We start from the raw sequence: 25116 nt of genomic DNA, 5'->3' as shown, positions 1-25116 counted from the left end.
GGGGGAAGTTACCAACCTAGCTATTTTTAGTGGCTTTAGCTACTCCAGTTTTGCAACCTGCAATGAAGATGTCGATGAGGTGCTCAGTTGTGGGAGTCGGTGTATCTGTCGCACTGAAATGAGGGGGTGCACATAGAGCAATAATGCCGGTGTAGAAGTCCAAGATTGAGATGGAGGGATGAATTAGTCCTGTGGCCCGAAGATTGGAATCGATAGTGCGCATCAACTTCATGAGCGTACGTCGGGCGTCTAAAAATTCTGGAGCCAAACTTGATTCGGGAGGCTGGATGATGGCTGGAATAACGATATTAAGCCCAATCGTAGAAATGAGAGATATGAGAGTGATGAGTTGCTGTTTGGCTTCGCCCGATGATCGGGGAGGGCAGTTGGCTATGGAATTGAGCTGTTCGATGCCATTGTCAGCGATATTGCTAATGCAGGCATTAAGGAGATGCTCCCGCGTTGGGAAGTTTCGGTACAACGTTGCGATTCCGACTTTGGCGCGTTCTGCGACTGACTCGACCGTCATGTGAGTACCGGCTTGAATAAGGAGAGCGCTTCCGGCTGAGATAATGCTGTTTCGCCTTCGTAACGCGTCCGTTCGCATAGTTTAGAGTCCTCGAGGGTTTGACAATGGTGTCTTGGGAGAGAAATATGTTGATGATCCGCTTTAGTGGAGGGTACCTTCTCACTTATTGTGAGTGCAACACCTCTGCGGTAGCCCTAATACATTTTAGAAAAACGACTAACAAGATAGGATCCCCCGTTCGTGGAAACAACGCACAGCCTCACGACGGACAACGCACCGACTGAAGATCAGCCGATCCTAAGTGTTTCTGACCTCCATATGGTCAGTGGTACGCACCTCCTAGAGTTAAAAATCTACGCTGGTCTTAGCTTGGTGCACTGCGGTCGAGAAAATTCGGCAACCACGTTGTCGATGACGCTCGCAGGACGTATGAAGCCCATAAGTGGTTCGATTGAATTAAAAGCTCAGGATTCAGACACGGTGCTAACAACGCCACGCCAACTGCATAAAGCAGTCGCCTTGGCAGGTGTACCGGAATTAGATTCACTCGAACGACTCGTGCCAGTCACAGCTGCAGTGCGTGAACAATTGGCATGGTCACAGCCTTGGTATCGCCGAGTTCCTCGGGAGGTAACCAAGTCGGAAACGTTCATTAACGCAGCCAAACTACTCGGTCTTCCCAACAGTAAAGATTTTGCGAGACAAAGCATTGGAGATCTCGACCCCCTCACCCGTTTTCGCTTACGTATCGCTCTTGCACTAATTGCAAGACCACACACAGACTTGCTCATTGTGGACGATATCGACCAAATCCGAAGCCTCCGCTTAAGAGCTGATCTTTTAAGGGAGTTAAAAAACATTGCTGCATCAATACCCGTTGTCGCTATGTCCGCCAACGATGACGTTGACAAAATTGCAGACCACGAGATTCACGTTGCTGGCGCCCTACAACGAAAGCAAAAAGCAAAGGCATAACGAGGAAAACCTAACATCATGAACCTATTTCATATCGGTACGGAATTCCGCAGATTCGGACATGGAAAACTACCTCCCATAGCAATTGTCGTTATCATGCTTATGCCCTTGCTCTTCGGCGGATTATTTGTTTGGTCTTACTGGGATCCAATCGGACATCTCAACAAATTGCCCGTAGCAGTAGTCAACTCAGATACAGGAGTAACCAAAGAAGGCAAGACCATCAACGCAGGTGAACAGATCACCCATAGACTTGTCGATCAACAACAAGCAAAATTTATAGAGGTCTCCGCCGAACAAGCTCGCAAAGGAATTGCTGACGGCACCTACTACTTCGCTATCGAATTCCCCACAGATTTTTCTCAAGCTGCTACCAGCGTAAAGGATCCCCAGCCACATCAAGCAAAACTAAATGCTGTCTACAACAATGCCAATGGCTTTTTAGCTACAATGTTGGGTAACCAAGTTGTAGGACGCGTTCTCGCCGCAGTAAATGAGAATCTTGGATCACAAGTAGCAAACCAACTCCTTGTCGGGTTTAATACCATCGGCCAAGGCCTTGGCGCTGCAGCAGATGGAGCCGGCCAACTCGCAGACGGATCCCATAAAGCTCATGATGGTGCCGACAAGCTGGCAGACGGCTCAACACAGCTCAACAATGGACTCCAACAAGCAAACGACGGAGCACACAAGCTTTACGACGGCGCAGGCCAACTTGACCAGGGAATTCATACCGCGAGTAACGGTGCTGACGCACTCGCCGACGGACTAACAAAACTCAACGCAGCGACCGATACCCTCGGAAACGGCGCGGGTCAAGTATCTGCGGGCGTCGATAAGCTCGCGGGCGTCGCACAACAAGCGAGCGACGCTCAAGCACAATTGACAGTTCCACTCGTTAACCTGAGTGCCCAACTACGTGCCACAGGCATACCCCAAGCGATCGACCTTGCTAACAGCGCCGACGGCATTATTAACTCCATCAACGCAGCCGGAATCGGTCCTCAATCGGATATGATGACTCAGCTTTCGAAACTACGAAACGGGGCATCGGAAATACACCGACAGCTTTCCGATCCCACGGCACAATATCGCGCAGGTATAAATTCAGCAACGGAAGGTGCTCAAAAACTTTCCACTGGGTTGCATCAGTTGTCTGATGGCTCCGAAAAGCTTGTTATAGGTACCAAGACCCTAGCCGATGGCACGACCAAGCTTTCAGCAGGATCTCAACAGCTGACGGTGGGTGCATCGCAACTTAGCTCAGGATTAGTTCGTCTTGATGAAGGCGCTTCCGAACTATCGCTCAAGCTAGGAGAGAGCAAAGACAAAATTCCGCAATTCCCTGATGAGACGATCGCTGACTCAGCGCGAAACGTATCTACACCTGTGGCAGAAAACGTTGCCAGAGATTCCCTCTCGCTTTTTGGATTAGGGCTCGCACCTATGTTTATCGCACTAGGACTATTCATGGGCGGCACCGTAACCTTCATGCTCATGCGTCCACTACAGCGACGTGTAGTTGATTCAGGTGTAACACCATTCCGCGTTGTTCTAGCATCCTATATACCTGCCGTTATCGTGGGATTTTGTCAAGCAACCATTATGTTCTTAGTGCAACGCTATGCTATTGGGCTTCACGCTCATAACGAATTCCTTCTGTGGGGAGCGATGTGCCTGACATCCATGTGCTTCATGGCGATAACCCAAGGACTCAACACAGTATTCGGCTCTACTGTCGGACGCGTATTGTGTATCGCATTCATGTCGCTACAGATCGTATCTTCCGGAGGACTGTACCCACCGGAAACACAACCAGCACCACTGCGCTGGTTCCATACCTTCGATCCGATGACATACTCAGTAAATATCCTTCGGCAGGCGATTTACCCAACAGACGTAGCTTTAGACCATCGAGCAGTACAAGGTGTTAGCGTCTTGATCTTCATCGGTGCACTTTTCCTACTATTTTCTACAATTGCCGCAATGCGAGAACGGCAAATGAAGATGAAAGACTTCCATCCAGAAGTAGCGGTATAACACCTGTATCTCAATAACGAAAAAACATCGTCCGAATTCAAAGAAAATGAAATAATCGGACAATATGGACCCACTTCGTATGAGCACGCTGCGCTCCCAAGGAACGTACCTTAGGGAAGTCGCACAGCGTGCTCGATTACTTCTGAACTCGCTACTAGAGCCACATGAACCAGCAAAGTTCAACACTCACGGAAAAATCAGCGATGTATGGGTCGTACCTCAAACCGCTATATCCTGGCCACCGCATCTCTTCACCCACGAAGAATTCTCCGAAGATTACATTGAAGTTACGGAAATCCTTGAAAAATTTATCGACTCAACGGCAGGTATCGTAGACCTTTTACACAAAACTAAAATTGGTGTATGGAGTACACTTACGCGCCGGGTTTCTTCCACCGCGAATCAGCAATTCGGATCGGCTGCAACAGAGCTTGAAAACCTAGTCGCGAATCCAGAACTTCAATTGCAGTTATCTCGTGTCATTGAATATCTGCGCCGATATGATAGCGCTCAAGCAGCTTATAAAAAAGGAGTTCATCATTTTCTGGTAGACAATCTGAGCTCTCCCTACAGTAGAGCTGTGCGATCAAGCCTTGCGTCTGCAATGCAGCTTCCGGAAGTCTGTATTGATAATCTGAGCAAAGAATACGTAAGGCCAGCAATTCTCCTGTGCGAACAATTACGGACGCATCCGCTTTCACCGTGGACGCTACAACGCAAAGCGCTTCAAGCAGAAACCAAAATTATTCAATGCCGTGCGCTCGCACTCCTCGGTAGCCTTAGTATCGATTCTCTAAGCCAAGTGACCAGCGAACGTGTTAGTGTTGCTGCGATAAAGCGTCAGGGAATAACTTCCGTGGCAGAAATAATTTCTCGTTCAGTTGAAGACTTGGAACAAATTCCAGGCGTCGGACAACAAACCGCAAAGCGGGTAAAAGCTGCAGCTCAGACCCTCTATTCGGAGGCGTTAGCCCAACCGCTTTCCACTTTAGGTTCAGAGCAGAGCACGGAACTCGAGGCCCTTCTTAATATTCTCTATCACTATGGTCGGAGTAGGGAAGCACTATCAGACGAATTGGATCGCATTGATCGCCTTGAACGGTACTTGCAACCAGTAATCACACATGAAAAAGCGTTATGGAGGTCTATTCCACCGGCGTATTTTGTGATCTATAGCAAGGGGTCAGATGAGCACAACACTGCATATTTGCAGTTTATTGATGATATTTCTTGGGCAAACATAGCTTTATCCATTCCAGACCTACTCTCTGAGAGGCAAGACTCGGTAGACATTTGGAAGGATTACTGTGAACGCCCAGCGCATTACCAGTCGCTATGGTCTGCCATTCGTGGGAATGACCAAATGCCCTATAGTCAGAGCGGTTTATCGCCCGAAACGTTAGAACGTATTCGCGCATTAAAGCTCAATACTTCTTTACTACGAGATGTCTTTCTGCGTGGTTATCAAAGTTTTGGGGCAAAATTTGTTATTGTTCAGCGCAAAGTAATTCTTGGCGATGAAATGGGCCTTGGTAAAACTGTGCAAGCTATCGCAGCAACTGCTCATGTTGCTGCTGAAAAATCTGCTGAGAACCCAGTAAAGATACTAATCATTGTCCCAGCGTCGCTGGTGACTAACTGGGCTCGAGAATGGGAAAAATTCTGCACCATTCCTGTTCAGATTGCGCATGGAGAAAACAAACAAAAAGCAGTTACCCAATGGAATGATACTGCTGGGGCGCTTATCGTTACATATGATGGTGCGAGAACTATGCAGCTTCTAGGGGCCACGGTTGTCATCGTCGATGAAGCTCACTACATAAAAAATCCTGAGGCTAAACGATCGCGAGCGGTCTCGCGGATTATTGCAGAATCGAAATATACGCTTCTTCTCAGTGGTACTCCATTGGAAAATGGAATAGAAGAATTTTGTACATTAGTTTCTTATCTCGATTCGCATTGTGCAATAAGTGCACCACGATTAGCTCCAGCATTTAAAGCTCATATAGCGCATCTTTATCTCCGGAGAAATCAAGGCGATGTCCTTGACGAGCTTCCTGAAAAAATCGATCACACTGAATGGATCGAGCTCAGTGCAGAGGATGAACATCTATACAGACACGCAGTACATGAACGTAACTGGATGCTGATGAGAAGGGCAGCGATGCTAGCAGCTCGGCCTGATTGTGCGAAAATGGAGCGCTTAATCGACATTGTGAAAGAGGCAGAAAGTGCTGGAAAGAACGTAATTATATTTAGCTACTTTCGCAGTGTGCTCGAACGTATTGAAAAAGATTTGGGCGAATACGTTGCGGGATCAATCACAGGAGATGTGTCGCCTCAACGACGACAACAGCTGATTGATGAGTTGGGAAACACTGGCAGACATGTGTTATTGCTGCAAATTGTTGCAGGAGGTGTAGGGCTAAATATTCAAAAAGCCAGTGTGGTTATATTTACTGAAGCGCAAGTTAAGCCCACGCTGGTAGATCAAGCTATTGCACGTGCACACCGAATGGGGCAACGAGATCCTGTCACAATTTATCGACTTTTTGGCGCCGATACTGTCGACGAAAGACTTACCGAATTATTGGAGCATAAGAGGGCAGTATTTGATAATTATGCTCGGGATGCTGAGGCAGCAGAGGTTTTTGACGCCGTAGATGTCTCAGAAGGAGAGCTAGCCCGTAATATTATTGAGATAGAACACGATCGCTTACAGATTGATAACTAAGATGGATCTTTTTCCAACTATTCAAGTTGGAAAAAGATCCATTAACCATCGTGCAAATATGACTTTGCGGCTAACAGCAAATTAGTCTTTGTACACGTGCCGATCGAGAGTATCGCAGCTGCTCATTTTCCCTGAATTATATCCTGCGAGGAATGCTCGTTGTCTCTGATCGGAAGAACCGTGAGTAAACGATTCGGCGTTGACTCTTCCGGTTGCGCGTTCTTGGATGTTGTCATCGCCAACTGCGCGAGCCGCCGTTATAGCATCATCGACTTGTTGTTTGGTGATCGGTTCAAGGAAGGCATTATCCCCTTTATCTGCGTAATGTCCCCAGACACCCGCATAGCAGTCGGCCTGTAACTCAATCTTGACTGCATTCGAATTAGGGCCGGGGTCATTATAATCAGATAGTCCTAGTGTGCCTTCTAGGTTTTGAATATGATGCCCGATCTCATGTGCCACAATGTATTCCTGCGCGAACGGAGTATTTTCGCCTCCGTAACGTTGTAAGGAATCAAAGAAGCTAACATCAAAATAGGCGGTGCGATCACGGGGGCAATAAAAAGGGCCGGTAGCAGAAGAGGCGGTGCCGCAACCTGTGGAAACCGCTTGTGAAAATACTGTGATGTTGGGTTTTTCGAATGCAATTCCAGCTTGCTTTTGAAGTTGTTCTTGCCACATTTGATTAACCGAAATAGCAGTAAATTCGACACGGCAGTCCGCATGTACATTTGCATCATCCGTTGTCTTGCAGTGCTCCAAAGTCCCAGGGGGCGCTTGTTGTTGATTTTGTGTAGAATCAGAGCCAATAATTTGACCTAAGTCTGATGGATTGCCGCCCATGAGTAGGAATAATCCTACGAGTAGTAATGTTCCTATGCCGCCTCCTGCAGCGATGCGTCCGCCGCTACCGCCGCCCGATCTGGCAAGATTTTCTGGTTTTCTATACCGCCACGAAAAGTCATGTTCTCATCATGCCATAGGTTTTAGCCGTGAGGAGTTCCTTTATGCAGCGTAAATGCAAAATTGAAAGTGGCATGGATGAAAATGACCCCAAATGAAAACGGCAATCAATCACTTTGGGGTAAAAGGTGGTCTGGTGTCGCGAATATTACGGTAACGCGTTAAAATCGTTCAGTTGATAAGCAAAGGGCGGGCTAACTCCCGTACAAGCGAAAGGATTTGGTGCACGTGTTGCGCACTCATCTCGCAGGTGATCTTGGTAAAGAGACCGCCGGCCAGACAGTTACCCTCACAGGTTGGGTTTCACGCCGTCGAGATCATGGTGGTGTTATCTTCATCGATCTCCGTGATTCTTCCGGGCTGGTTCAGGTCGTTTTCCGTGAAAATGATGTAGCTGAGCAGGCACACCACCTGCGGAGTGAATTCTGTATCAAGGTAACCGGTGAAGTAGAGGCTCGTCCAAAAGGTTCCGAGAACCCCAATCTTGCTTCGGGTGCAATCGAGGTCAACGTCACTGACTTGGAAATCCTGAATGAAGCTGCACCATTACCATTTCAGATTGATGATGTTTCTCAGGGAGGCGAAGTCGGAGAAGAGACACGCCTTAAGTATCGTTACCTAGACTTGCGTCGCCCGAACCAAGGCGCAGCCTTGAGGTTGCGGTCGCAAGCTAATAAAGCGGCGCGTAATGTACTCGATTCTCACGATTTTGTTGAAATCGAGACGCCAACTCTGACGCGTTCGACTCCAGAAGGTGCCCGTGACTTTCTTGTCCCAGCTCGTCTGAAGCCAGGATCATGGTACGCGCTACCTCAATCACCGCAGCTATTCAAGCAGCTTTTAATGGTTGCGGGCATGGAGCGCTACTACCAAATTGCTCGTTGTTATCGAGATGAGGATTTCCGCGCTGACCGTCAACCTGAATTTACTCAGCTCGATATCGAGATGAGCTTTGTTGATCAAGATGATGTCATCGCATTGGCTGAAGAGATTGTTTCTTCGCTGTGGAAGCTCATCGGATATGAGATTCCTACACCGATTCCACGCATGACGTATGCCGATGCTATGCGTCTATATGGTTCGGACAAGCCCGATCTACGGTTCGACATTAAGATCGTTGAGTGCACAGACTTCTTCAAGAACACCACTTTCCGAGTGTTCCAAAATGAATACGTCGGTGCAGTTGTGATGGATGGTGGAGCTTCTCAGCCACGTCGTCAGCTTGATGCTTGGCAGGAATGGGCGAAACAGCGCGGAGCTAAGGGGCTCGCATACATTTTGGTCGGCGAGAATGGTGAGCTTACCGGCCCAGTTTCTAAGAACATCACTGACGAAGAACGTGCTGGTATTGCAGCCCATGTTGGCGCAAAGCCAGGCGATTGCATTTTCTTTGCTGCTGGTGAGACTAAGAGCTCACGCGCGCTCTTGGGTGCTGCTCGAAACGAAATCGCTAAGAAACTTGACTTGATCAAGGAAGGTGATTGGGCATTTACTTGGGTCGTAGATGCACCGTTGTTCGAGCCATCTGCGGATGCAACGGCATCAGGAGATGTGGCACTTGGTCATTCGAAGTGGACTGCAGTTCACCACGCTTTTACTTCTCCGAAGCCTGAATGGCTAGATTCTTTTGACGAGAATCCAGGAGAAGCAACTGCTTATGCTTACGACATTGTCTGCAACGGTAATGAAATCGGTGGCGGTTCGATTCGTATTCACCGTCGTGATGTTCAAGAACGAGTCTTTAAAGTTATGGGCATCACGGAGGATGAAGCTCGCGAGAAGTTTGGTTTCTTGCTTGATGCCTTTGCCTTCGGCGCTCCTCCACACGGCGGAATTGCTTTCGGTTGGGATCGAATCGTCTCGTTGCTTGGCGGATTCTCCTCAATTCGTGACGTAATTGCGTTCCCGAAGTCAGGTGGTGGCGTTGATCCGCTGACCGACGCTCCCGCACCCATTCCACTTGAGCAGCGTCGAGAAACTGGCGTGGATTTCAAACCAAAGAAAAAGACTGACGAGTCCGCGGTCTAACAATGCAAAGCTCACAGTGGGCTAGGCACTAGAAATTGGGGCTTTGTTGGCGTCATAATGATGCTAATGGAGCCCCGATTTTCGCGAAAGCGGTATCGCTTAATGAAAAGGAAGAAACCGACGTGATGTTTGAATCGCACAGCCAGATTATTTCTGCTGCTGAAGAACTTTTGACTAAGCGTTATGGTGGTTCGCAATCATTGACTGATTGGGATCGCTTAGCAGGATCAGGAGCAGCAGTCGTATTGAGAGCTCGTGTCGCGTCGTCCCCATTTTTTCCCAATCGTTCAGTGGTTGTGAAATATATCCCGCCCACTGGAAGGCTTATCGACGAATCCACGCTGATGCGTGAAGTAGTTTCTTATCAGTTCACAACATCTCTGAATGCTGATGTTCGACCAGGTCCTGTCCTCTTGGCCTATGACGTAGAACAGCACCTTCTGGTGATTTCCGATTCCGGAGATGGAGATACATTCGCCGAGCTCCTTGAGCGACATGAAAATGATGTGCGAATTGGGATTTTGCGCAATTTGGGTGAAGCTATCGGAAAGCTGCATGTAGGAACAGCTGCCAAGGAACAAGATTTTAATATTTTGCTCCATAGGATGTTAGTCAAACATCCAGAAGTGCAGCCTATGCACGGTTTCAGAGAAAGGTTACTGCGTCTTAATATCGGCGTGGGAATCACACTTGTGGAACAAGCCGGGATTACGGTTCCGGATGTAGTGAAAAGCTTTGCACAAGAAGCAATGCGAAGGTTAGTTACCGGTCAACATCGAGCCTTTACACCATTTGATTTGTCTCCAGACAACATTATTGTGGCTGACCGCACCGAGTTTTTAGATTATGAGTGGGCCGGATTCCGTGATGCGGCCTTTGATGTGGCTAGTGTTATCGCAGGTTTTCCTCAGTATCTTTTTGCTCGCCCCATCTCGGATGCTGAAGCAGATATTTTCATCGAATCATGGGTACAACAGGTTGGGGATATGTGGCCCAACGTACGGAATACGCCCCGTTTACACGCGCGGATTTTAACTGCACTAATCGGCTGGGCTTTTTCAAGCGTAACGATGATGTATTTAGGTTCTAGCAGTGAAGCCTATGAAGAGCTTTTTCATAAAATAGGTACCGAAAATGCGACTGCATTTGATGTCGAGGAAATCGTTAAAGAAATTGCCGCTACTGGCGATATTCTACTGGGAACGTTTATTCCAGATACGAGTGAGGATGCAGATTTGGTTGCTTTGCTTCGACAGGATCTCTATGAGACATTTGAAGCATTGAATCGATTTGCGCAACGAGAGTCGGATACGAGATTTCCGGTAGTTGCTAATTTTGCCCAAGCAGTTGTTGACCTCCTCACGGACGATGAGTCGGCTGAATAGAGTTGCAGACTAACGAAAAGGAGGCTGAGGAGCGTGATGGATTCTCTTTTTGATTCTTCAGTCCAAACTGCTCGGTCATTTAGTGATTCAGATGCTCATAACTTTTTCAAAGCGGGGCCGTATGCACCATTGGCAGCACGCATGCGCCCTCAATCGTTGGATGAAGTTGTGGGGCAACGCCATCTGTTAGACCCTGGGAAGCCTCTACAGCGGCTGATTGCTGGATCTGGTGATGCATCTGTGATTTTATATGGGCCTCCTGGAACTGGTAAAACCACGATTGCTTCGTTGATAAGTGCTGGTACTGGCCATGAATTTGTTGGATTATCTGCATTAAATTCTGGCGTGAAAGAAATCAGAGAGGTTATCGATCAAGCACGTCGAAACCTTATTCATGGAAAACGGACGGTCTTATTTATCGACGAGGTCCATCGTTTTTCCAAGACGCAACAAGACGCCTTACTTGCTGCCGTAGAAAACCGAACAGTTTTGTTGGTTGCAGCTACAACTGAAAATCCTTCGTTTTCCGTAGTTGCGCCGTTGCTTTCACGCTCGCTCATTCTGCAATTAAAACCTTTAACTCATGACGATATTAAAACCGTGTTGTTGCATGCCTTGCAAGATAAAAGAGGTCTTAGTAATCGAATCACTATTTCTGACGAAGCGTTGGAACAACTAGTTCTCCTTTCAGGCGGCGATGCACGGCGTTCATTAACCTATTTAGAAGCGGCATCTGAATCTCTAGCCGATGGGGAAGAGCTAACGCCTGAGATCATTCGGCACAATGTTGACAAAGCTATTGTTCGATATGATCGCGATGGAGATCAGCATTATGACGTTGTCAGTGCTTTTATCAAGTCGATGAGAGGCTCTGATGTTGATGCTGCATTGCATTATCTCGCCAGAATGATCGATGCAGGAGAAGACCCCCGTTTTATCGCGCGTCGCCTTGTGATTCACGCCAGTGAAGACGTTGGCATGGCGGATCCTCAAGCATTGAGCGTAGCAGTAGCGGCGAGTCAAGCAGTCGCTTTGATTGGTATGCCAGAAGCACGTATCAATTTAGCGCAGGCAACTATTCACTTGGCGACGGCGCCAAAATCCAACGCTGTGATAACTGCGATCGATGCTGCGCTAGCAGACGTAAAGCAAGGTAAAACAGGTCCAGTTCCAGCGCATTTGCGTGATGGTCATTATGCGGGTGCCAAGCAACTGGGAAACGCCGTTGGGTATAAGTACCCGCATGATGATCCTCGAGGAATTGTCGAGCAGCAATATATCCCTGACGGACTTGAGGATGTTGTTTATTATCGCCCAAGCGAGCATGGGGCAGAACAACGGATCGAGAGTTACTTAGGCAAGTTGCGTAGGATTGTACGAGGGCAACGTCGATAAGCTTTTGGTAAAAAGATTTGATGATACGCAAGGCCTGTGATTTGTTTTGATCGATCTACGGGTAAGCTAGAAAACCGATTGCTTTTCTGCTGGCATGTGCACACTCAGGTCATGCAGTAAAGAGAAATGAAAACTGTTAACTATCAAGCGAGGACTACTGCTGTGCAGACCCATGAAATTCGGGAACGCTTTACTAATCACTTCGTCAAAGCTGGACACGAAGCTGTTCCAAGCGCGTCGTTGATTCTTGACGACCCGAACCTGCTGTTCGTCAACGCAGGTATGGTTCCGTTCAAACCATACTTCTTGGGTCAACAGAACCCACCGTTTCCTAATGGCACCGCAACGTCGATTCAAAAATGCGTACGCACCCTTGATATCGAGGAAGTAGGTATTACTACCCGCCACAATACGTTCTTTCAGATGGCGGGTAACTTCTCCTTCGGTCAATACTTTAAAGAAGGCGCCATCACACATGCATGGCAGTTGCTCACTGGAGCGGTCGCTGAAGGTGGCTTGGGGTTAGATCCTGAGCGCCTGTGGGTCACTGTCTACCTTGATGACGACGAAGCCGCAGAAATCTGGAACAAAAAGATTGGTGTTCCTAGCGAACGCATCCAGCGACTAGGCATGGCGGATAATTACTGGTCAATGGGCATCCCTGGCCCTTGCGGTCCGTGCTCGGAAATTTACTATGACCGTGGCCCCGAATATGGTGCTGAAGGTGGTCCAATTGCTGATGACAACCGCTACATGGAAATCTGGAACTTGGTTTTCATGGAAAATGAGCGTGGAGAAGGCATCGGCAAGGATAATTTTGAAATTATCGGACCGCTTCCTAAAAAGAACATTGACACCGGAATGGGCATTGAGCGTGTTGCTTGTATCCTTCAATGTGTAGACAACGTCTATGAAACTGATCTGTTGCGACCAGTTATTAATGTTGCAGAAGAGCTGACTGGAGCAACTTACGGTACGAATGACGATGATAATATTCGTTTCCGTGTGATTGCTGACCACTCGCGTACGGGCATGATGCTCATTCTTGACGGAGTGACTCCAGGAAATGAAGGACGCGGATACATTCTGCGTCGCCTGTTGCGTCGTATCATTCGATCTGCACATTTGCTTGGTGCTAAGGGTAAGACGCTTGAAAAGTTCATGAACACCATCATGGATACGATGACTCCTTCATATCCAGAAATTGCGGATAACCGTGAGCGTATTCTTCGAGTTGCGATCACCGAAGAAAAGGCATTCCTTAAGACTTTGGCTTCAGGAACCGAGCTTTTCGAAGACAAAGCAGACCAAGTAAAGAATTCCGGAAATAAAGTTCTTGACGGCGCAGCTGCTTTTAAGCTTCACGATACCTACGGTTTCCCCATCGATCTGACGCTTGAGATGGCAGCTGAAGCGGGACTCAACGTTGACATTGAAGGCTTTAATTCATTGATGGCGGAGCAGCGCGCACGAGCAAAAGCCGACAATCGCGCTAAAAAACATGGGCACGCGGATTTGTCCATATACCGTGAATGGGTAGACGAGCACCCTACAGTCTTTACTGGCTATGATGAGCTCACAACCGATTCCAAGGTATTGGGTCTATTGTCCGCCGGCAACAAGGTTAACGAAATCAAAGCCGGTGAAAAAGTCGAAGTAATTCTGGAAGCATCTCCGCTTTATGCAGAAGCAGGTGGCCAGTTAGGCGACCGCGGTCAAATTCTCATGGGCGACACAGTGCTAAATGTCAATGACGTCCAAAAAATTGGAAAGAAGCTCTGGGTCCATAAGGCTACTGTGGCACAGGGCGGACTAAGCGTTGGCGATGTCGTAACCGCACAGGTAGATAGTGACTGGCGTCATGCTGCTCGACAAGCGCACACAGGAACGCACTTGATCCATGCTGCTCTGCGCCAAGTGCTTGGCCCTACCGCGGTTCAGGCTGGTTCTATGAACAAGCCTGGCTATCTTCGCTTTGACTTTAACTACACTGAAAGCTTGACACCACGGCAGCTGGAAGAAATTCAGAACATAACTAACCAAGCCGTTGACTCCGATTGGGATGTTAATACCATTGAAACCTCTCTCGAGGAAGCAAAAGCAATGGGAGCACTGGCCTTGTTCGGTGAGAATTATGGATCGGAAGTTCGTGTCATCGAAGTTGGTGGACCATTCTCCATCGAGTTATGCGGTGGCACACATGTAGCACATTCTTCGCAAATCGGCCCTGTTGCAATTTTGGGTGAATCTTCTGTGGGATCAGGCGTACGTCGTATCGAGGCGTACACAGGACTCGATTCCTTCAAGTACTTGGCCAAAGAGCAAGCGCTTGTAGAAAACATCGCATCCTCAATGAAAGTTAAGCCGGAAGAGTTACCAGATCGTATTGCTGCATTGACTCAAAAGCTTAAAGACGCTGAAAAAGCTATTGCTGATATGCGTTCGGCTCAATTGCTTGCCCAAGCTGCGGGGCTAGTTGCAGGGGCCATAGAGGTCAATGGGATCAAGCTTGTTGCCCAGCGAGTCTCCGATGTGGAAAACATGGGTGATCTTCGTTCTCTTGCTGCAGATATTAAACAACGCTTAGGCGATGTTCCTGCAGTGGTTGCTTTGGTGGGCGAAGACGCCTCCGGTAAGGCACCATTTGTTGTCGGCGCTACAAAGGCTGCTGTTTCCGCAGGATATAAAGCGAATGCATACGCGAAGATCCTAGGACAGTACATTGAAGGAAATGGCGGTGGGAAGCCAGACATGGCTCAAGGATCTGCACGAAACTCTAGTGGATTCGAGCAAGGAATTGCAGCTGTAAAGGCAGAGATGTCAGCATAAGCGATTTATTTTGAAACCCCGACCGCATCGATGTAAACAATAATTTACTGTTCGTCGATACGGTCGGATTTTTTTGAATGAGCTCTAGTAATATTTGATAAATATCGTGGTAATAGTGGCATAAAACCCATAAGTTGGCGTTCGACGGTCACAAATAGGTAACATTTATTTGCTAGGTACATCGCCGTACGTGTCAATTGTGCCTTTAAACGTCAAAAGTTTACTTTAGTGACTGCGCAATGTTCACGCTGTAAGGATTTTTACATGGTAGTTCAACCAGACATTCCCGGAGATAACGATCCCGGCATGGGGCGACGACTCGGCGTTGATGTAGGTACCGTTCGAATTGGATTAGCAATGTCCGATTCTGGTGCTCGTATAGCAACGCCATTTGAAACAGTCGCACGCGAAACAGGGCTTAAAGACAGCGATAAGCAAGACATCGACAGAATCGCAGAAGTAATTTGTGACAATCACATAGTAGAAGTAGTTGTCGGGCTTCCGCGAGATCTAAAAGGCAATGGTTCAAAAAGCGTCAAACATGCCAAAGATGTCGCTTTTAGGATTCGGCGTCGGATGCATAAAAATGGGTGTGAACATGTTGCAGTGAAAATGGCTGATGAGCGTCTGACCACCGTGGTTGCGACGCAAGCTCTCAGAGCCTCTGGTGTTTCAGCGAAAAAGGGGAGAAGCGTTGTTGACCAAGCCGCAGCAGTAGAAATTCTTCAATCTTGGTTGGATGCCCGAAACAACATACTAGAGAATCGGACAACCCCGTAGAAAAGCCCACTTGCAGCATAATGCGGCGCTGCAACTGAAAATAATCGCTGTAAAAAGTAGAATCAATAATCTAGCAAGGTCAGTAGCGACCTGAAACGAAAGGCTCACATCGATGCGAATGGAAAGTAAATACGTCAAACGGCGTCAACGTGGTTTGGCCGTGTTGTTTGCTGCCTTAGTCTTGATTATTGGTTCGATAATTTACATCGGCGTCCATTTTGTCAACGGAGGGTCCGATTACAAGGGTGCGGGTAACGGAGAGATGGCGCTTGTTGAGATCAAAGAAGGGTCATCTCTTTCCGAACTAGGGCCTGAACTTGCCGAGCGTGGGATCGTCGCAAGTAACGATGCTTTCCAAGGTGCAGCGTTTTCTAATCCGGGGGCAAGCCAAGTTGAGCCAGGTTTTTATCGCCTAGAAAAGAAAATGAGCGCTGCAGAAGCAGTCAAAGCGCTGCTTGATCCTTCGCGTAAGATCGATATGCTCGAAATCCATGGTGGCTCCACATTGACGGACGTCACAGTGGTTAAGGGACAAACACGTAAAGGAATCTACTCAATGATTTCGGACGTGACGTGTTCTCAAGGCTCGACCAAATGTATTAGTTCTGAGGAACTGCAGCAGGTAGGTGCAACAGCATCGTTGGAAGAACTTGGAGTTCCAGATTGGGCTCGGGGTGCAGTTGCTGCGCGTGCAAATGATCCTAAACGGTTGGAAGGCTTGATTGTTCCAGGTTCATATGTTGTTAACCCAGAAAAAGATGCCCTTGGCATTTTGCAGGATCTGATTAAACGTGGTGCCGAAACATTCGAAGAGACTTCACTTGCGCAGCGCGCACAGACTGTTGGTCTGAGTCCTTATGAGTTGCTCACCGCGGCTTCGCTTGTTGAACGCGAAGCGCCAGCAGGGGACTTTGACAAGGTTGCACGTGTCATTCTTAATCGTTTAGCGAAGCCAATGCGTCTTGAGTTTGACTCAACTGTGAACTATGGCTTGGCAGAACAGGAAGTCGCTACGACTAACGAAGACCGCGCTCGCGTGACTGCATGGAATACTTATGCTAAAGATGGGCTACCAGATACTCCGATCGCTAGTGCTTCCGTTCAAGCTATTGAAGCACTTGAAAATCCTGCCGAGGGGGACTGGTTGTACTTCGTAACGATTGATAAAAACGGGACCACTGTGTTCACCAATAATTTTGATGATCACCAAAATGCTACCCGCGATTCGATTGAAAATGGCGTGTTAGATAGCAATCGATAAGCGTTAATGCGCCTTGTGGCCTTATCCTAAACAATCAGGATAAGGCCATTTTATTTTTGTTACGAACCTAAAAGAGGCTTGGCGGGGGTAACTATTGCCAAGTCATTTTATACTGACCATTATGATTCACTTTCGAGCAGCCGTCTTAGGACACCCCATTGAGCATTCCTTATCTCCGTTACTTCATAACGCTGGTTACGCGGCTATAGGTCTTTCGCAATGGTCTTATGGGCGATTTGATTGTGATTCACAGCAGTTATCTGAATTAGTCGATAAATGTGATCCATCATTTCGGGGCTTTTCGGTAACGATGCCGTGCAAATTTGAGGCGTTAGATTACGCCACGTCGGTAAGCGAACGTGCACAGAGAATTGGTTCTGCAAATACTTTGGTTCGAGCTGAAAATGGCTGGTATGCGGATAACACAGATACCGAGGGGGTTCGCGGTGCCTTGGAGATCCTTTTTAGCGATCGGGGTGGCGCGGTGGAGGCACTCAAAAATACAAGGGCAATAGTTGTCGGTGCTGGAGGTACGTCTCGACCAGCAATCTGGACATTAGGTACTTTAGGCGTCGCAGAAATAATTGTGGTCAATAGAAGCGATCGTCGTGAAGAATTGGAAGCAGTTTTAGAAGGGGAATCCACCAAAATAAGTTTTGTTGGGTTTGATGCAAATCTTCGGTCATATGCACAGTCAGCTTCAGTAGTTATTTCCACTGTGCCGTCTGTTGGAGTATCAGATTATATTGATGACTTGGTTCATGCTCCAGTTCTCGATGTCATTTATGATCCGTGGCCGACACCATTAATCCAACATGCTCAAAAGAAAGGTGTTCCGTGCATAGGTGGACACATAATGCTTTTGCACCAAGCCTTGAGCCAGTTTGAACAATTTACGGGGGCGAAGGCACCTCGCGAAGCAATGCAAAAAGCACTGTTTGACCACCTGTTTGGGGACAAATAATCCTGCAAATAGTGTTTCTCTCATACAATAGATAGCATGGGGGACGCACTTAAAATATTGGGAATAACTAGTATTGGATCGTGGTGGGCCTTTCGACTGATTCTGCTTGATTGCACAACTCGTCGTCTGCCTAATCGATATACGTTAAGCGCTGCTGCTTGCTCATTTATATGGGCAGTTTTAACACAGCATTTCGAGTGGATCCTCTACGCGGGAATTTGGGTTTTACCCTATGTCGTTATAGGTATTTTGAGTGCAATGCGAGGAATTGGGGGCGGTGATATAAAACTAAGTATGGCGCTTGGAATCGTGTCGGCAGCACATGCTGGTGCTCAAGGCGTGGTTGTTGCCAGTATTTGCTCTTCATGCTTGTCAATAGGTTTAGGTCTGATTCTTCGATTTCTTCACTCGAAGAGATGTAATTCCACGAAATATAGCAATCTTCCGCATGGTCCAAGCATGATAATAGCGACATGGTTTGTGGTGGTATGGAGTCAAATTACCCCCACATAGTCAGTGTTTTACCCAGAAACAACAAGAAATCATATGCAAACCGATCTTCTTGTTCATGACATGCCATAATTTCAAGCATGCTTCGTTGGACAACTGCTGGAGAATCACACGGACAAGCATTGATTGCAATGCTCGAACACATGCCTGCTGGTGTGCCTATTAGCCGAGAGGAAATTTCCTTTCAACTAGGCAGACGGCGTCTTGGTTTTGGACGTGGGGCACGAATGAAATTTGAAGCTGATGAGGTAAGTATTCTGGGCGGTGTTCGTCATGGTTATACGATTGGCAGCCCAATCGCAATTATGGTCGGGAACACTGAGTGGCCAAAATGGACGACCATTATGTCTGCAGATGCAATTGACGAGTCTGATCCTGATGTTGTCGCAGCTATGTCTTCTGGACGTGGAGCTCGCTTGACGCGGCCTCGTCCTGGACATGCTGATTTTGCGGGAATGGTTAAATATAACCATGATGAAGCTCGGCCGATATTAGAGCGATCCTCAGCACGAGAGACTGCTGCGCGAGTGGCTGCAGCCACAGTTGCACGGAACTTTCTGCGTGAAACGCTTGGCGTGGAAGTATTCTCGCATGTTATTTCCATTGGACGTTCGGAAATTGATCAAACAGCTTGCCCAACATTTGAGGACTCAGGAAGAATTGATGATTCTCCTGTCCGTTCAGCTTCAGCACAAGCGGAAGCGAGCATGATAGATCAAATTAATGCAGCTAAAAAACAAGGAGATACCCTTGGCGGCATTGTTGAGGTCATCGTTAACGGCCTTCCTATCGGCTTAGGCTCTCATATTTCAGGCGAGGATCGACTAGATGCACAGCTTGCAGCGGCCCTCATGGGCATCCAAGCAATAAAAGGCGTGGAAATCGGTGACGGATTTGAAGAAGCCCGAAGGTTAGGTTCAGAAGCACATGATGAGATTGTGTTGAGGGACGGCGTAGTTGCACGACAAAGTAACAGGGCAGGTGGTATCGAAGGCGGTATGACCAATGGAGAAAGCCTTCGAGTACGTGCGGCAATGAAGCCAATTTCGACCGTGCCTCGAGCATTACAATCCATTGATATGGATTCTGGTAAACGTGCTACTGGAATCCATCAGCGATCTGACGTATGCGCTGTTCCTGCAGCTGGTGTTGTTGCAGAAGCAATGGTTGCGTTGGTTTTAGCACGAGCAGTGTTGGAAAAATTTGGTGGCGATTCCTTAGCAGAGACCAAGCGAAATATCGCTGCTTATAACGAATACGTTAAAACCCGGATTGCATTCGATGGTGAGTAGGAAAGTGATGAACGATCAGTTACTCGAATTAGAGGTGAGTGTTCGTGTTCGCCCAATCGTTGTTTTAGTAGGTCCACCTGGAGCAGGGAAAACGACCATTGGCCGTCGTCTTGCGAATGCCCTGCATACTTCGGTGGTGGATAGCGATGCGTTGATTGAACAACACCAAGGCAAACCCTGTGGTGCTGTGTTTGCTGAACTCGGTGAGCCAAACTTTCGAGCTTTAGAAGCAGAAGTAATAGACTTTGCTCTCACAACAGCAGGAGTAGTGAGCCTCGGCGGTGGTGCCGTGACAACGGAATCAGTGCGGCAAAAACTTCGAGAGCAAATAGTGGTATGGATAGATGTATCCGCAGCGGAAGGTGTGCGTCGAACTGCAGTTGAAAATTCGAGGCCATTACTGGATACAACGGATCCACTTGAACGCTACAGCGAATTATTAGATCAGCGTCGTGATTTTTATAAAGAAGTAGCAGATTATCGCGCGCACTCAGATGGTCGGAGTCCGCAGCAAATTGTTGCTGATATTTTGGGCTTTCTTGAAACCTTACGTTGAATCGTGTGACTAGTTTTATCGCCGTATGCCGAGAAGGAATTAAACAGTGCCAACTATAGAAGTAAAAAGCAGCAATCCGTATCAAGTACGGATTGATAAACAACTAAACGCTGAGATCGTTACAACAGCAGAACTCAGCGGTGCAGAAAACGTAGTGATCATCACACAACCCCCACTTCTTGAACGTGCTGCAAAGCTCGACAAAATGCTGGCACAAGCAGGACTTACTTCTCATATCATGGCTGTGCCTGATGCTGAAACCGGTAAAACTCTTGAAGTCGCCGGATATTGTTGGGATCAGCTAGGCGAATGGGGATTTTCTCGAAGCGATCTAGTAATTGGATTCGGTGGTGGAGCTGCTACAGATTTGGCCGGATTTGTGGCTGCTGCTTGGATGCGAGGTATAAAAGTAATTCAGGTTCCTACTACGTTATTAGCGATGGTTGACGCAGCCGTGGGGGGGAAGACTGGTATCAATACTGCTTCTGGAAAAAACTTAGTGGGAGCTTTCCATGAGCCGATTGCGGTGTTTATCGATGTTGATCATCTCGAATCATTGCCACAGGATGAGATCGTTGCCGGTTCGGCTGAGATCATAAAAACTGGTTTTATTGCAGATCCTAAAATTCTCGAATTGTATGAGGAAGATCCGGCTGCTTGTCTGCTTAGAGATGGACATCTTCCGGAGCTTATTGCGCGCTCAGTTGCTGTGAAATCAAAAGTTGTCAGTCAAGATTTAAAGGAATCTGGTTTACGCGAGATCCTCAACTATGGGCACACATTTGGACATGCTGTTGAACTGCGTGAAAAGTTCTCATGGCGGCATGGCGATGCTGTTGCCGTAGGCATGGTATTTATCGCGGAGCTAGCCAACATCCGTGGTCTTATTTCAAATGAGCTGGTAGAACAGCATCGTAAAATTCTAAAGTCGATAGGATTGCCCACCTCCTATCCGCAAGGGCACTTTGAAGAACTTCATCAAGGTATGAAACATGATAAGAAGAATCGAAAAAGTATGATTCGATTCGTCGCTTTACGCAACATTGGTGATGTAGTTCGTCTTGAAGGCCCAACTGATGATGAACTTCTCCAAGCATATTTGCGTCTTGCACCGGAGGTGAGCTAAATGAATGTTGTGATCCTCAACGGGCCGAACTTGGATCGGTTGGGCAAACGACAGCCTGATATCTATGGTTCGACAACTTTGGCAGATGTAGAACGTGAGCTGTTTCGACTCGCTGAGCAGCTAGGTGTCAACATCGAATGTAAACAGTCAAATTATGAAGGTGAGTTGATCGACTGGATACACTGTGCGGCGGATGCAGGTAATCCTGTGATTATCAACCCCGGAGGGTTAACGCATACTTCGGTGGCATTGCGTGATGCTTTGGCTGAGGTATCAGATGGACCCGGGTTTATTGAAGTCCATATTTCGAATATTCATGCGCGAGAAGAATTTAGACACCACAGTTTTTTGTCGCCAATCGCGACTGGAGTTATCGCGGGACTAGGAATAATTGGTTATGAATTAGCCCTCCGATATGTAGTTTCGACTTTAGATTCATAAATAACTCTCATCGATGTAGGAGCATATGACAATGCCTTTGGCTGATACTCGTTTTTTACAGCGTCGACGCGCCCTTTCTACACAGCTTGCAGCCAAGCGTATCGACGCTATGTTGGTGACGCATTTGACGCATATTCGCTATTTATCGGGATTTACCGGTTCAAATGCTGCACTAATCATCAATAAGGATTTGTCGGCACGTATTTCAACAGATGGTCGATACACCACACAAATTGCCGAGCAAGTACCAGATATTGAATCTTTAATGGCTCGCAATTGTGCCTCGGCTCTATTATCAGAAATTAAAGGCCCAAGGCGGATCGGATTCGAGGCGGACTACTTATCATTTTCTCAATGCGAAGAATTACGAAAATCAGCCGGCCTCGACGTGGAGTTGATTCCAGTAACTGGAGCCATCGAAAAACTTCGGTTAATAAAAGATACATTGGAAATTGAATCTCTTCGATCGGTAGCAGAAATTGCAAATACCGCTTTTCAGGAACTCATCGATGATGGTCTGATTGCTGCTGGGCGTACTGAACGTGCGATAGCTGCCGATCTGGAATATCGGATGCGTATTAAAGGGGCAGAGCGGCCGAGTTTTGACACTATCGTGGCATCGGGTCCAAATTCGGCAAAACCGCACCATGGTGCCGGTAATCGGGTGATATGCGAAGGGGATATCGTCACTATAGATTTTGGTGCATATGCTGATGGCTATAACTCAGATACGACTCGAACCGTCATGGTTGGGCAACCAACTACATTTGCTCGAGAGATCTACGCAGTAGTTTTAGAAGCCCAGCGGGCAGGTTGTGCTGCTGCTGGACTAGGTACCTCATTGGTAGACGTCGATAAGGCGTGTCGCGAGATCATTGAGGACGCAGGATATGGTGAATATTTTGTTCACTCAACTGGTCACGGTCTGGGATTAGATGTTCACGAACAGCCTGCAGCGGCTGTGACTGGAAGCGGAGTTTTGGAAGAAAACATGACTCTCACTATCGAACCTGGAATTTATGTCCCAGGTAAAGGTGGAGTACGAATCGAAGATTCTCTTGTCATCCGTGGCGGAGCAGCTGAAAACCTTACGAGTCTTCCCAAGGATCTTTTGATACTCTAAAGTATCGAAGCGAAATTAATAATATTGTTAAAGCTTTAGTGTAGTATTGACTGGCTACCGACAGCATCAAATCTTTTCATCGAAAGAAAGAAGTATTCAGCGTGGCAACTACTGCCGATTTTAAAAATGGTCTTGTCCTCAAGATTGACAACAAGCTCCAGCAGATTATTGAGTTCCAGCACGTCAAGCCCGGTAAAGGCCCTGCATTCGTGCGTACAAAGCTGAAGGATGTTGTCTCCGGAAAAGTCACCGATAAAACCTTTAACGCTGGTGTCAAAGTTGAAACGGCAACCGTTGATCGCCGTGATATGACTTACCTGTACAACGATGGATCCTCTTACGTTGTCATGGATGAAAAGACCTTTGAACAGGCGGAGCTGGCTCCTCACATCTTCGGTGATGCTGCTCGTTTCCTTCTAGAGAACACCACTGTTCAGGTATCTTTCCACGAGGGTGAGCCTTTGTTTGCTGAACTGCCAATCTCTCTCGATCTTCGCATTGAGCACACCGATCCCGGCCTTCAGGGCGATCGTTCTACTGGTGGTACGAAGCCAGCAACTCTTGAGACTGGTGCTGAGATTCAGGTCCCACTGTTCATCGAGACTGGAAATGTGGTTAAGGTGGATACCCGCGACGGTTCCTACCTATCTCGCGTAAACAACTAATTGTGAGCGGTAACAAAGTGAACCCTGAAGATGAAAATACCTCTCAGTCGAAAAAACAGGCTGCGGAATTGAAGTCTCAAGAGACTAGGTCTTCTTGGAAACGTCGTGGTAGCCGCTACAAAGCGCGTCGGCGTGCGGTAGATATTCTTTTTGAAGCAGAAATGCGGGATATCGATCCCGTTGCCATCGTCGAAGACCGAGTTGTGCTTTCGCGGCTAAACGGGACAGACGTGAATCAAGTTCCTAGCTACACTAAAGAAATTGTTTCTGGTGCAGCTATGGAGCTGGACCGAATCGATGAATTGATTGCAGCCCATTTGGCCGAGGATTGGTCGTTGGAACGAATCATGACTGTTGATCGCGCAATCCTTCGCGTCAGTGTCTGGGAATTGATCTTCAACCCCGATGTTCCTTTGGCTACCGCAATTATCGAAGGCGTAGAACTAGCGAGTGAATATTCAACGGATGTATCGCCAGCATATGTTCACGCGCTTCTCGACAGTATCGCTAAGAATATTGACGAATACCGCTCCGGCTCGGTGACACCTGTTGAAAACAGCGAAGCCGAAGCGGCTGATTCTCCGGTTGCAGAATCAATCGAAGAAAACTTACAGTAGTCTTTCTTGAAAAATGTGGTGGTCGCACGATCACGTGCGACCACCACATTTTTTATATCGCCGTTGCTTTAGCCCAACTGTTTTGTAAAACAAGCACGTCATTAACGCAGTTGGACAAGCACATATGTAGTTGGGAATCAGAGAGCCCTGCAGCGCTGCAAATATCAATTTCTGCACGAATTATGGTGGCGGCTGAATTATCGACTACAAAAATGTCACCGCGTACTGTGCGATTGTTTATTTCATTAGTGGCAAGATAAATTTTTTGATCGTTTTTGTTTCTGGTAGGTATCGATCGGCGCGGACTACCAATACGCTTGGCAACACAATGAACTGGAAATTAAATCCATTAATGTTAGCAAAGCCAACTGATGGTCCAGTAGGTGGGACATGCAAAGTGATTTCAAGCGATTTCATTTTTTACGACTCGTTCAATTGAAATCGCTGTAGATACGCCCATCATTGGTTCTCCCAGGTCACTCGATGCGGGAATTGTGAATCAAAATGATTCCAGACGCCAACAAAGGAATCAATAGTTGACACGGTAAAAGCGCCCAACTGGTTGAAACTTACTCCAGCACTTGCGTCGAAAGTTTGTTGCGTTGTTGCATGAAGGAGATTGTCACTTTCTTCGTAGAAACTGACACAAGGCAACAGCGTAGTTTTATTCTACTCATTGCACACCGCAAGTAGCTGTGCAGCTTCGTTTAAAGCTAATGTTGCCCGCCATGCACTGCCCATGTAGACCATATGATCTATTTTTTGAATAGTGATTGATTGGTTGATAAAACCAGTAGTAATGCATTGATCTGTACGGACAAATTTTAAATTTTCGTCCGTAAGAATCTCTTCGATAGTGGAGATATTTCGAGTCGGTGCGATGGTAAGTTTATTCATTGCTCG

General features: G+C 47.4%; 20 protein-coding genes and 1 pseudogene. 18 read left to right on the top strand and 3 right to left on the bottom strand.

Features of this window, described 5'->3' with window-relative positions:
* Window positions 1-16 precede the first annotated feature (16 nt).
* On the bottom strand, window positions 17-607 hold the full coding sequence (locus CIP100161_RS06910) for a TetR/AcrR family transcriptional regulator (RefSeq protein ID WP_155873064.1): 591 nt from the start codon (window positions 605-607) through the stop codon (window positions 17-19).
* Window positions 608-769: 162 nt separating this feature from the next.
* Between CIP100161_RS06910 and CIP100161_RS06905 the strand changes: the two genes are divergently transcribed.
* The 3 genes from CIP100161_RS06905 to CIP100161_RS06895 all read left to right on the top strand — a co-directional run bounded on the left by CIP100161_RS06905 (window position 770) and on the right by CIP100161_RS06895 (window position 6278).
* On the top strand, window positions 770-1504 hold the full coding sequence (locus CIP100161_RS06905; RefSeq protein WP_155873062.1) for a P-loop NTPase family protein: 735 nt from the start codon (window positions 770-772) through the stop codon (window positions 1502-1504).
* 18 nt (window positions 1505-1522) lie between these two features.
* Window positions 1523-3544, top strand: coding sequence for a YhgE/Pip domain-containing protein (locus tag CIP100161_RS06900; RefSeq protein ID WP_155873060.1), 2022 nt, complete (start codon window positions 1523-1525; stop codon window positions 3542-3544).
* Window positions 3545-3608: 64 nt separating this feature from the next.
* The gene (locus tag CIP100161_RS06895; RefSeq protein WP_155873058.1) at window positions 3609-6278 is read left to right on the top strand and encodes a DEAD/DEAH box helicase; all 2670 of its coding nucleotides are present in this window, start codon (window positions 3609-3611) and stop codon (window positions 6276-6278) included.
* A gap of 81 nt (window positions 6279-6359) precedes the next feature.
* On the opposite strand, the pseudogene ypfJ reads toward CIP100161_RS06895, so the two are convergent.
* A pseudogene (ypfJ, locus tag CIP100161_RS06890) lies at window positions 6360-7243 on the bottom strand (KPN_02809 family neutral zinc metallopeptidase).
* A 226-nt stretch (window positions 7244-7469) separates the two neighbouring features.
* Here ypfJ and aspS point away from each other — a divergent pair.
* The 15 genes from aspS (at window position 7470) to nusB (ending at window position 24213) form a co-directional block, all read left to right on the top strand.
* The gene (gene aspS, locus CIP100161_RS06885; protein WP_179951830.1) at window positions 7470-9269 is read left to right on the top strand and encodes an aspartate--tRNA ligase; all 1800 of its coding nucleotides are present in this window, start codon (window positions 7470-7472) and stop codon (window positions 9267-9269) included.
* A 35-nt stretch (window positions 9270-9304) separates the two neighbouring features.
* Window positions 9305-10654 carry a protein kinase family protein gene (locus CIP100161_RS06880; RefSeq protein WP_155873052.1) on the top strand — a complete coding sequence of 450 codons (1350 nt, stop codon included), beginning with the start codon at window positions 9305-9307 and terminating at the stop codon, window positions 10652-10654.
* 36 nt (window positions 10655-10690) lie between these two features.
* Window positions 10691-12049, top strand: coding sequence for a replication-associated recombination protein A (locus CIP100161_RS06875; protein ID WP_155873050.1), 1359 nt, complete (start codon window positions 10691-10693; stop codon window positions 12047-12049).
* A gap of 162 nt (window positions 12050-12211) precedes the next feature.
* A complete protein-coding gene (alaS, locus tag CIP100161_RS06870) occupies window positions 12212-14878 on the top strand; it encodes an alanine--tRNA ligase (RefSeq protein WP_155874556.1) in 2667 nt (888 codons plus the stop codon).
* 264 nt (window positions 14879-15142) lie between these two features.
* A complete protein-coding gene (gene ruvX / locus CIP100161_RS06865) occupies window positions 15143-15658 on the top strand; it encodes a Holliday junction resolvase RuvX (protein ID WP_155873048.1) in 516 nt (171 codons plus the stop codon).
* 112 nt (window positions 15659-15770) lie between these two features.
* The gene (mltG, locus tag CIP100161_RS06860; RefSeq protein WP_155873046.1) at window positions 15771-16919 is read left to right on the top strand and encodes an endolytic transglycosylase MltG; all 1149 of its coding nucleotides are present in this window, start codon (window positions 15771-15773) and stop codon (window positions 16917-16919) included.
* Between the two features lie 121 nt (window positions 16920-17040).
* Window positions 17041-17883: a shikimate dehydrogenase gene (locus tag CIP100161_RS06855; RefSeq protein WP_155873044.1), complete on the top strand. Its 843-nt coding sequence runs from the start codon at window positions 17041-17043 to the stop codon at window positions 17881-17883.
* A 36-nt stretch (window positions 17884-17919) separates the two neighbouring features.
* Window positions 17920-18396, top strand: coding sequence for a prepilin peptidase (locus tag CIP100161_RS12570; RefSeq protein ID WP_155873042.1), 477 nt, complete (start codon window positions 17920-17922; stop codon window positions 18394-18396).
* Between the two features lie 77 nt (window positions 18397-18473).
* On the top strand, window positions 18474-19685 hold the full coding sequence (aroC, locus tag CIP100161_RS06845; protein ID WP_155873040.1) for a chorismate synthase: 1212 nt from the start codon (window positions 18474-18476) through the stop codon (window positions 19683-19685).
* Between the two features lie 7 nt (window positions 19686-19692).
* A complete protein-coding gene (locus CIP100161_RS06840) occupies window positions 19693-20241 on the top strand; it encodes a shikimate kinase (protein WP_155873038.1) in 549 nt (182 codons plus the stop codon).
* A gap of 46 nt (window positions 20242-20287) precedes the next feature.
* Complete coding sequence (aroB, locus tag CIP100161_RS06835; protein WP_155873036.1) at window positions 20288-21367, top strand: 3-dehydroquinate synthase; 1080 nt, start codon at window positions 20288-20290, stop codon at window positions 21365-21367.
* Complete coding sequence (aroQ, locus tag CIP100161_RS06830; protein WP_155873034.1) at window positions 21368-21808, top strand: type II 3-dehydroquinate dehydratase; 441 nt, start codon at window positions 21368-21370, stop codon at window positions 21806-21808. It abuts the gene before it with no gap.
* A 31-nt stretch (window positions 21809-21839) separates the two neighbouring features.
* Window positions 21840-22931 (top strand): aminopeptidase P family protein, encoded by a 1092-nt coding sequence (locus CIP100161_RS06825; RefSeq protein WP_155874555.1) that lies wholly within the window; start codon window positions 21840-21842, stop codon window positions 22929-22931.
* Between the two features lie 101 nt (window positions 22932-23032).
* Window positions 23033-23596, top strand: a complete 564-nt coding sequence (gene efp / locus CIP100161_RS06820) for an elongation factor P (RefSeq protein WP_003851660.1) — start codon at window positions 23033-23035, stop codon at window positions 23594-23596.
* Window positions 23597-23613: 17 nt separating this feature from the next.
* On the top strand, window positions 23614-24213 hold the full coding sequence (gene nusB, locus CIP100161_RS06815) for a transcription antitermination factor NusB (RefSeq protein ID WP_155874554.1): 600 nt from the start codon (window positions 23614-23616) through the stop codon (window positions 24211-24213).
* 669 nt (window positions 24214-24882) lie between these two features.
* Here the strand turns inward: nusB and CIP100161_RS12160 are convergent.
* On the bottom strand, window positions 24883-25110 hold the full coding sequence (locus CIP100161_RS12160) for a hypothetical protein (RefSeq protein ID WP_232053120.1): 228 nt from the start codon (window positions 25108-25110) through the stop codon (window positions 24883-24885).
* Window positions 25111-25116: the final 6 nt, after the last annotated feature.

Source organism: Corynebacterium rouxii (genome assembly GCF_902702935.1).
Lineage (GTDB): Bacteria > Actinomycetota > Actinomycetes > Mycobacteriales > Mycobacteriaceae > Corynebacterium > Corynebacterium rouxii.
This window is presented reverse-complemented; position numbering and strand designations above follow the sequence as displayed.

Excerpts from the sequence above, each read along its gene's own strand:
- CIP100161_RS06875 (WP_155873050.1), top strand. The coding sequence starts at position 10,691 with ATGGATTCTCTTTTTGATTCTTCAGTCCAAACTGCTCGGTCATTTAGT.
- CIP100161_RS06855 (WP_155873044.1), top strand. The coding sequence starts at position 17,041 with ATGATTCACTTTCGAGCAGCCGTCTTAGGACACCCCATTGAGCATTCC.
- ruvX (WP_155873048.1), top strand. The coding sequence starts at position 15,143 with ATGGTAGTTCAACCAGACATTCCCGGAGATAACGATCCCGGCATGGGG.
- CIP100161_RS12160 (WP_232053120.1), bottom strand. The coding sequence starts at position 25,110 with ATGAATAAACTTACCATCGCACCGACTCGAAATATCTCCACTATCGAA.
- CIP100161_RS06895 (WP_155873058.1), top strand. The coding sequence starts at position 3,609 with ATGGACCCACTTCGTATGAGCACGCTGCGCTCCCAAGGAACGTACCTT.
- aroC (WP_155873040.1), top strand. The coding sequence starts at position 18,474 with ATGCTTCGTTGGACAACTGCTGGAGAATCACACGGACAAGCATTGATT.
- CIP100161_RS12570 (WP_155873042.1), top strand. The coding sequence starts at position 17,920 with ATGGGGGACGCACTTAAAATATTGGGAATAACTAGTATTGGATCGTGG.
- mltG (WP_155873046.1), top strand. The coding sequence starts at position 15,771 with ATGCGAATGGAAAGTAAATACGTCAAACGGCGTCAACGTGGTTTGGCC.
- CIP100161_RS06840 (WP_155873038.1), top strand. The coding sequence starts at position 19,693 with ATGAACGATCAGTTACTCGAATTAGAGGTGAGTGTTCGTGTTCGCCCA.
- CIP100161_RS06900 (WP_155873060.1), top strand. The coding sequence starts at position 1,523 with ATGAACCTATTTCATATCGGTACGGAATTCCGCAGATTCGGACATGGA.
- aroQ (WP_155873034.1), top strand. The coding sequence starts at position 21,368 with ATGAATGTTGTGATCCTCAACGGGCCGAACTTGGATCGGTTGGGCAAA.
- CIP100161_RS06825 (WP_155874555.1), top strand. The coding sequence starts at position 21,840 with ATGCCTTTGGCTGATACTCGTTTTTTACAGCGTCGACGCGCCCTTTCT.
- CIP100161_RS06910 (WP_155873064.1), bottom strand. The coding sequence starts at position 607 with ATGCGAACGGACGCGTTACGAAGGCGAAACAGCATTATCTCAGCCGGA.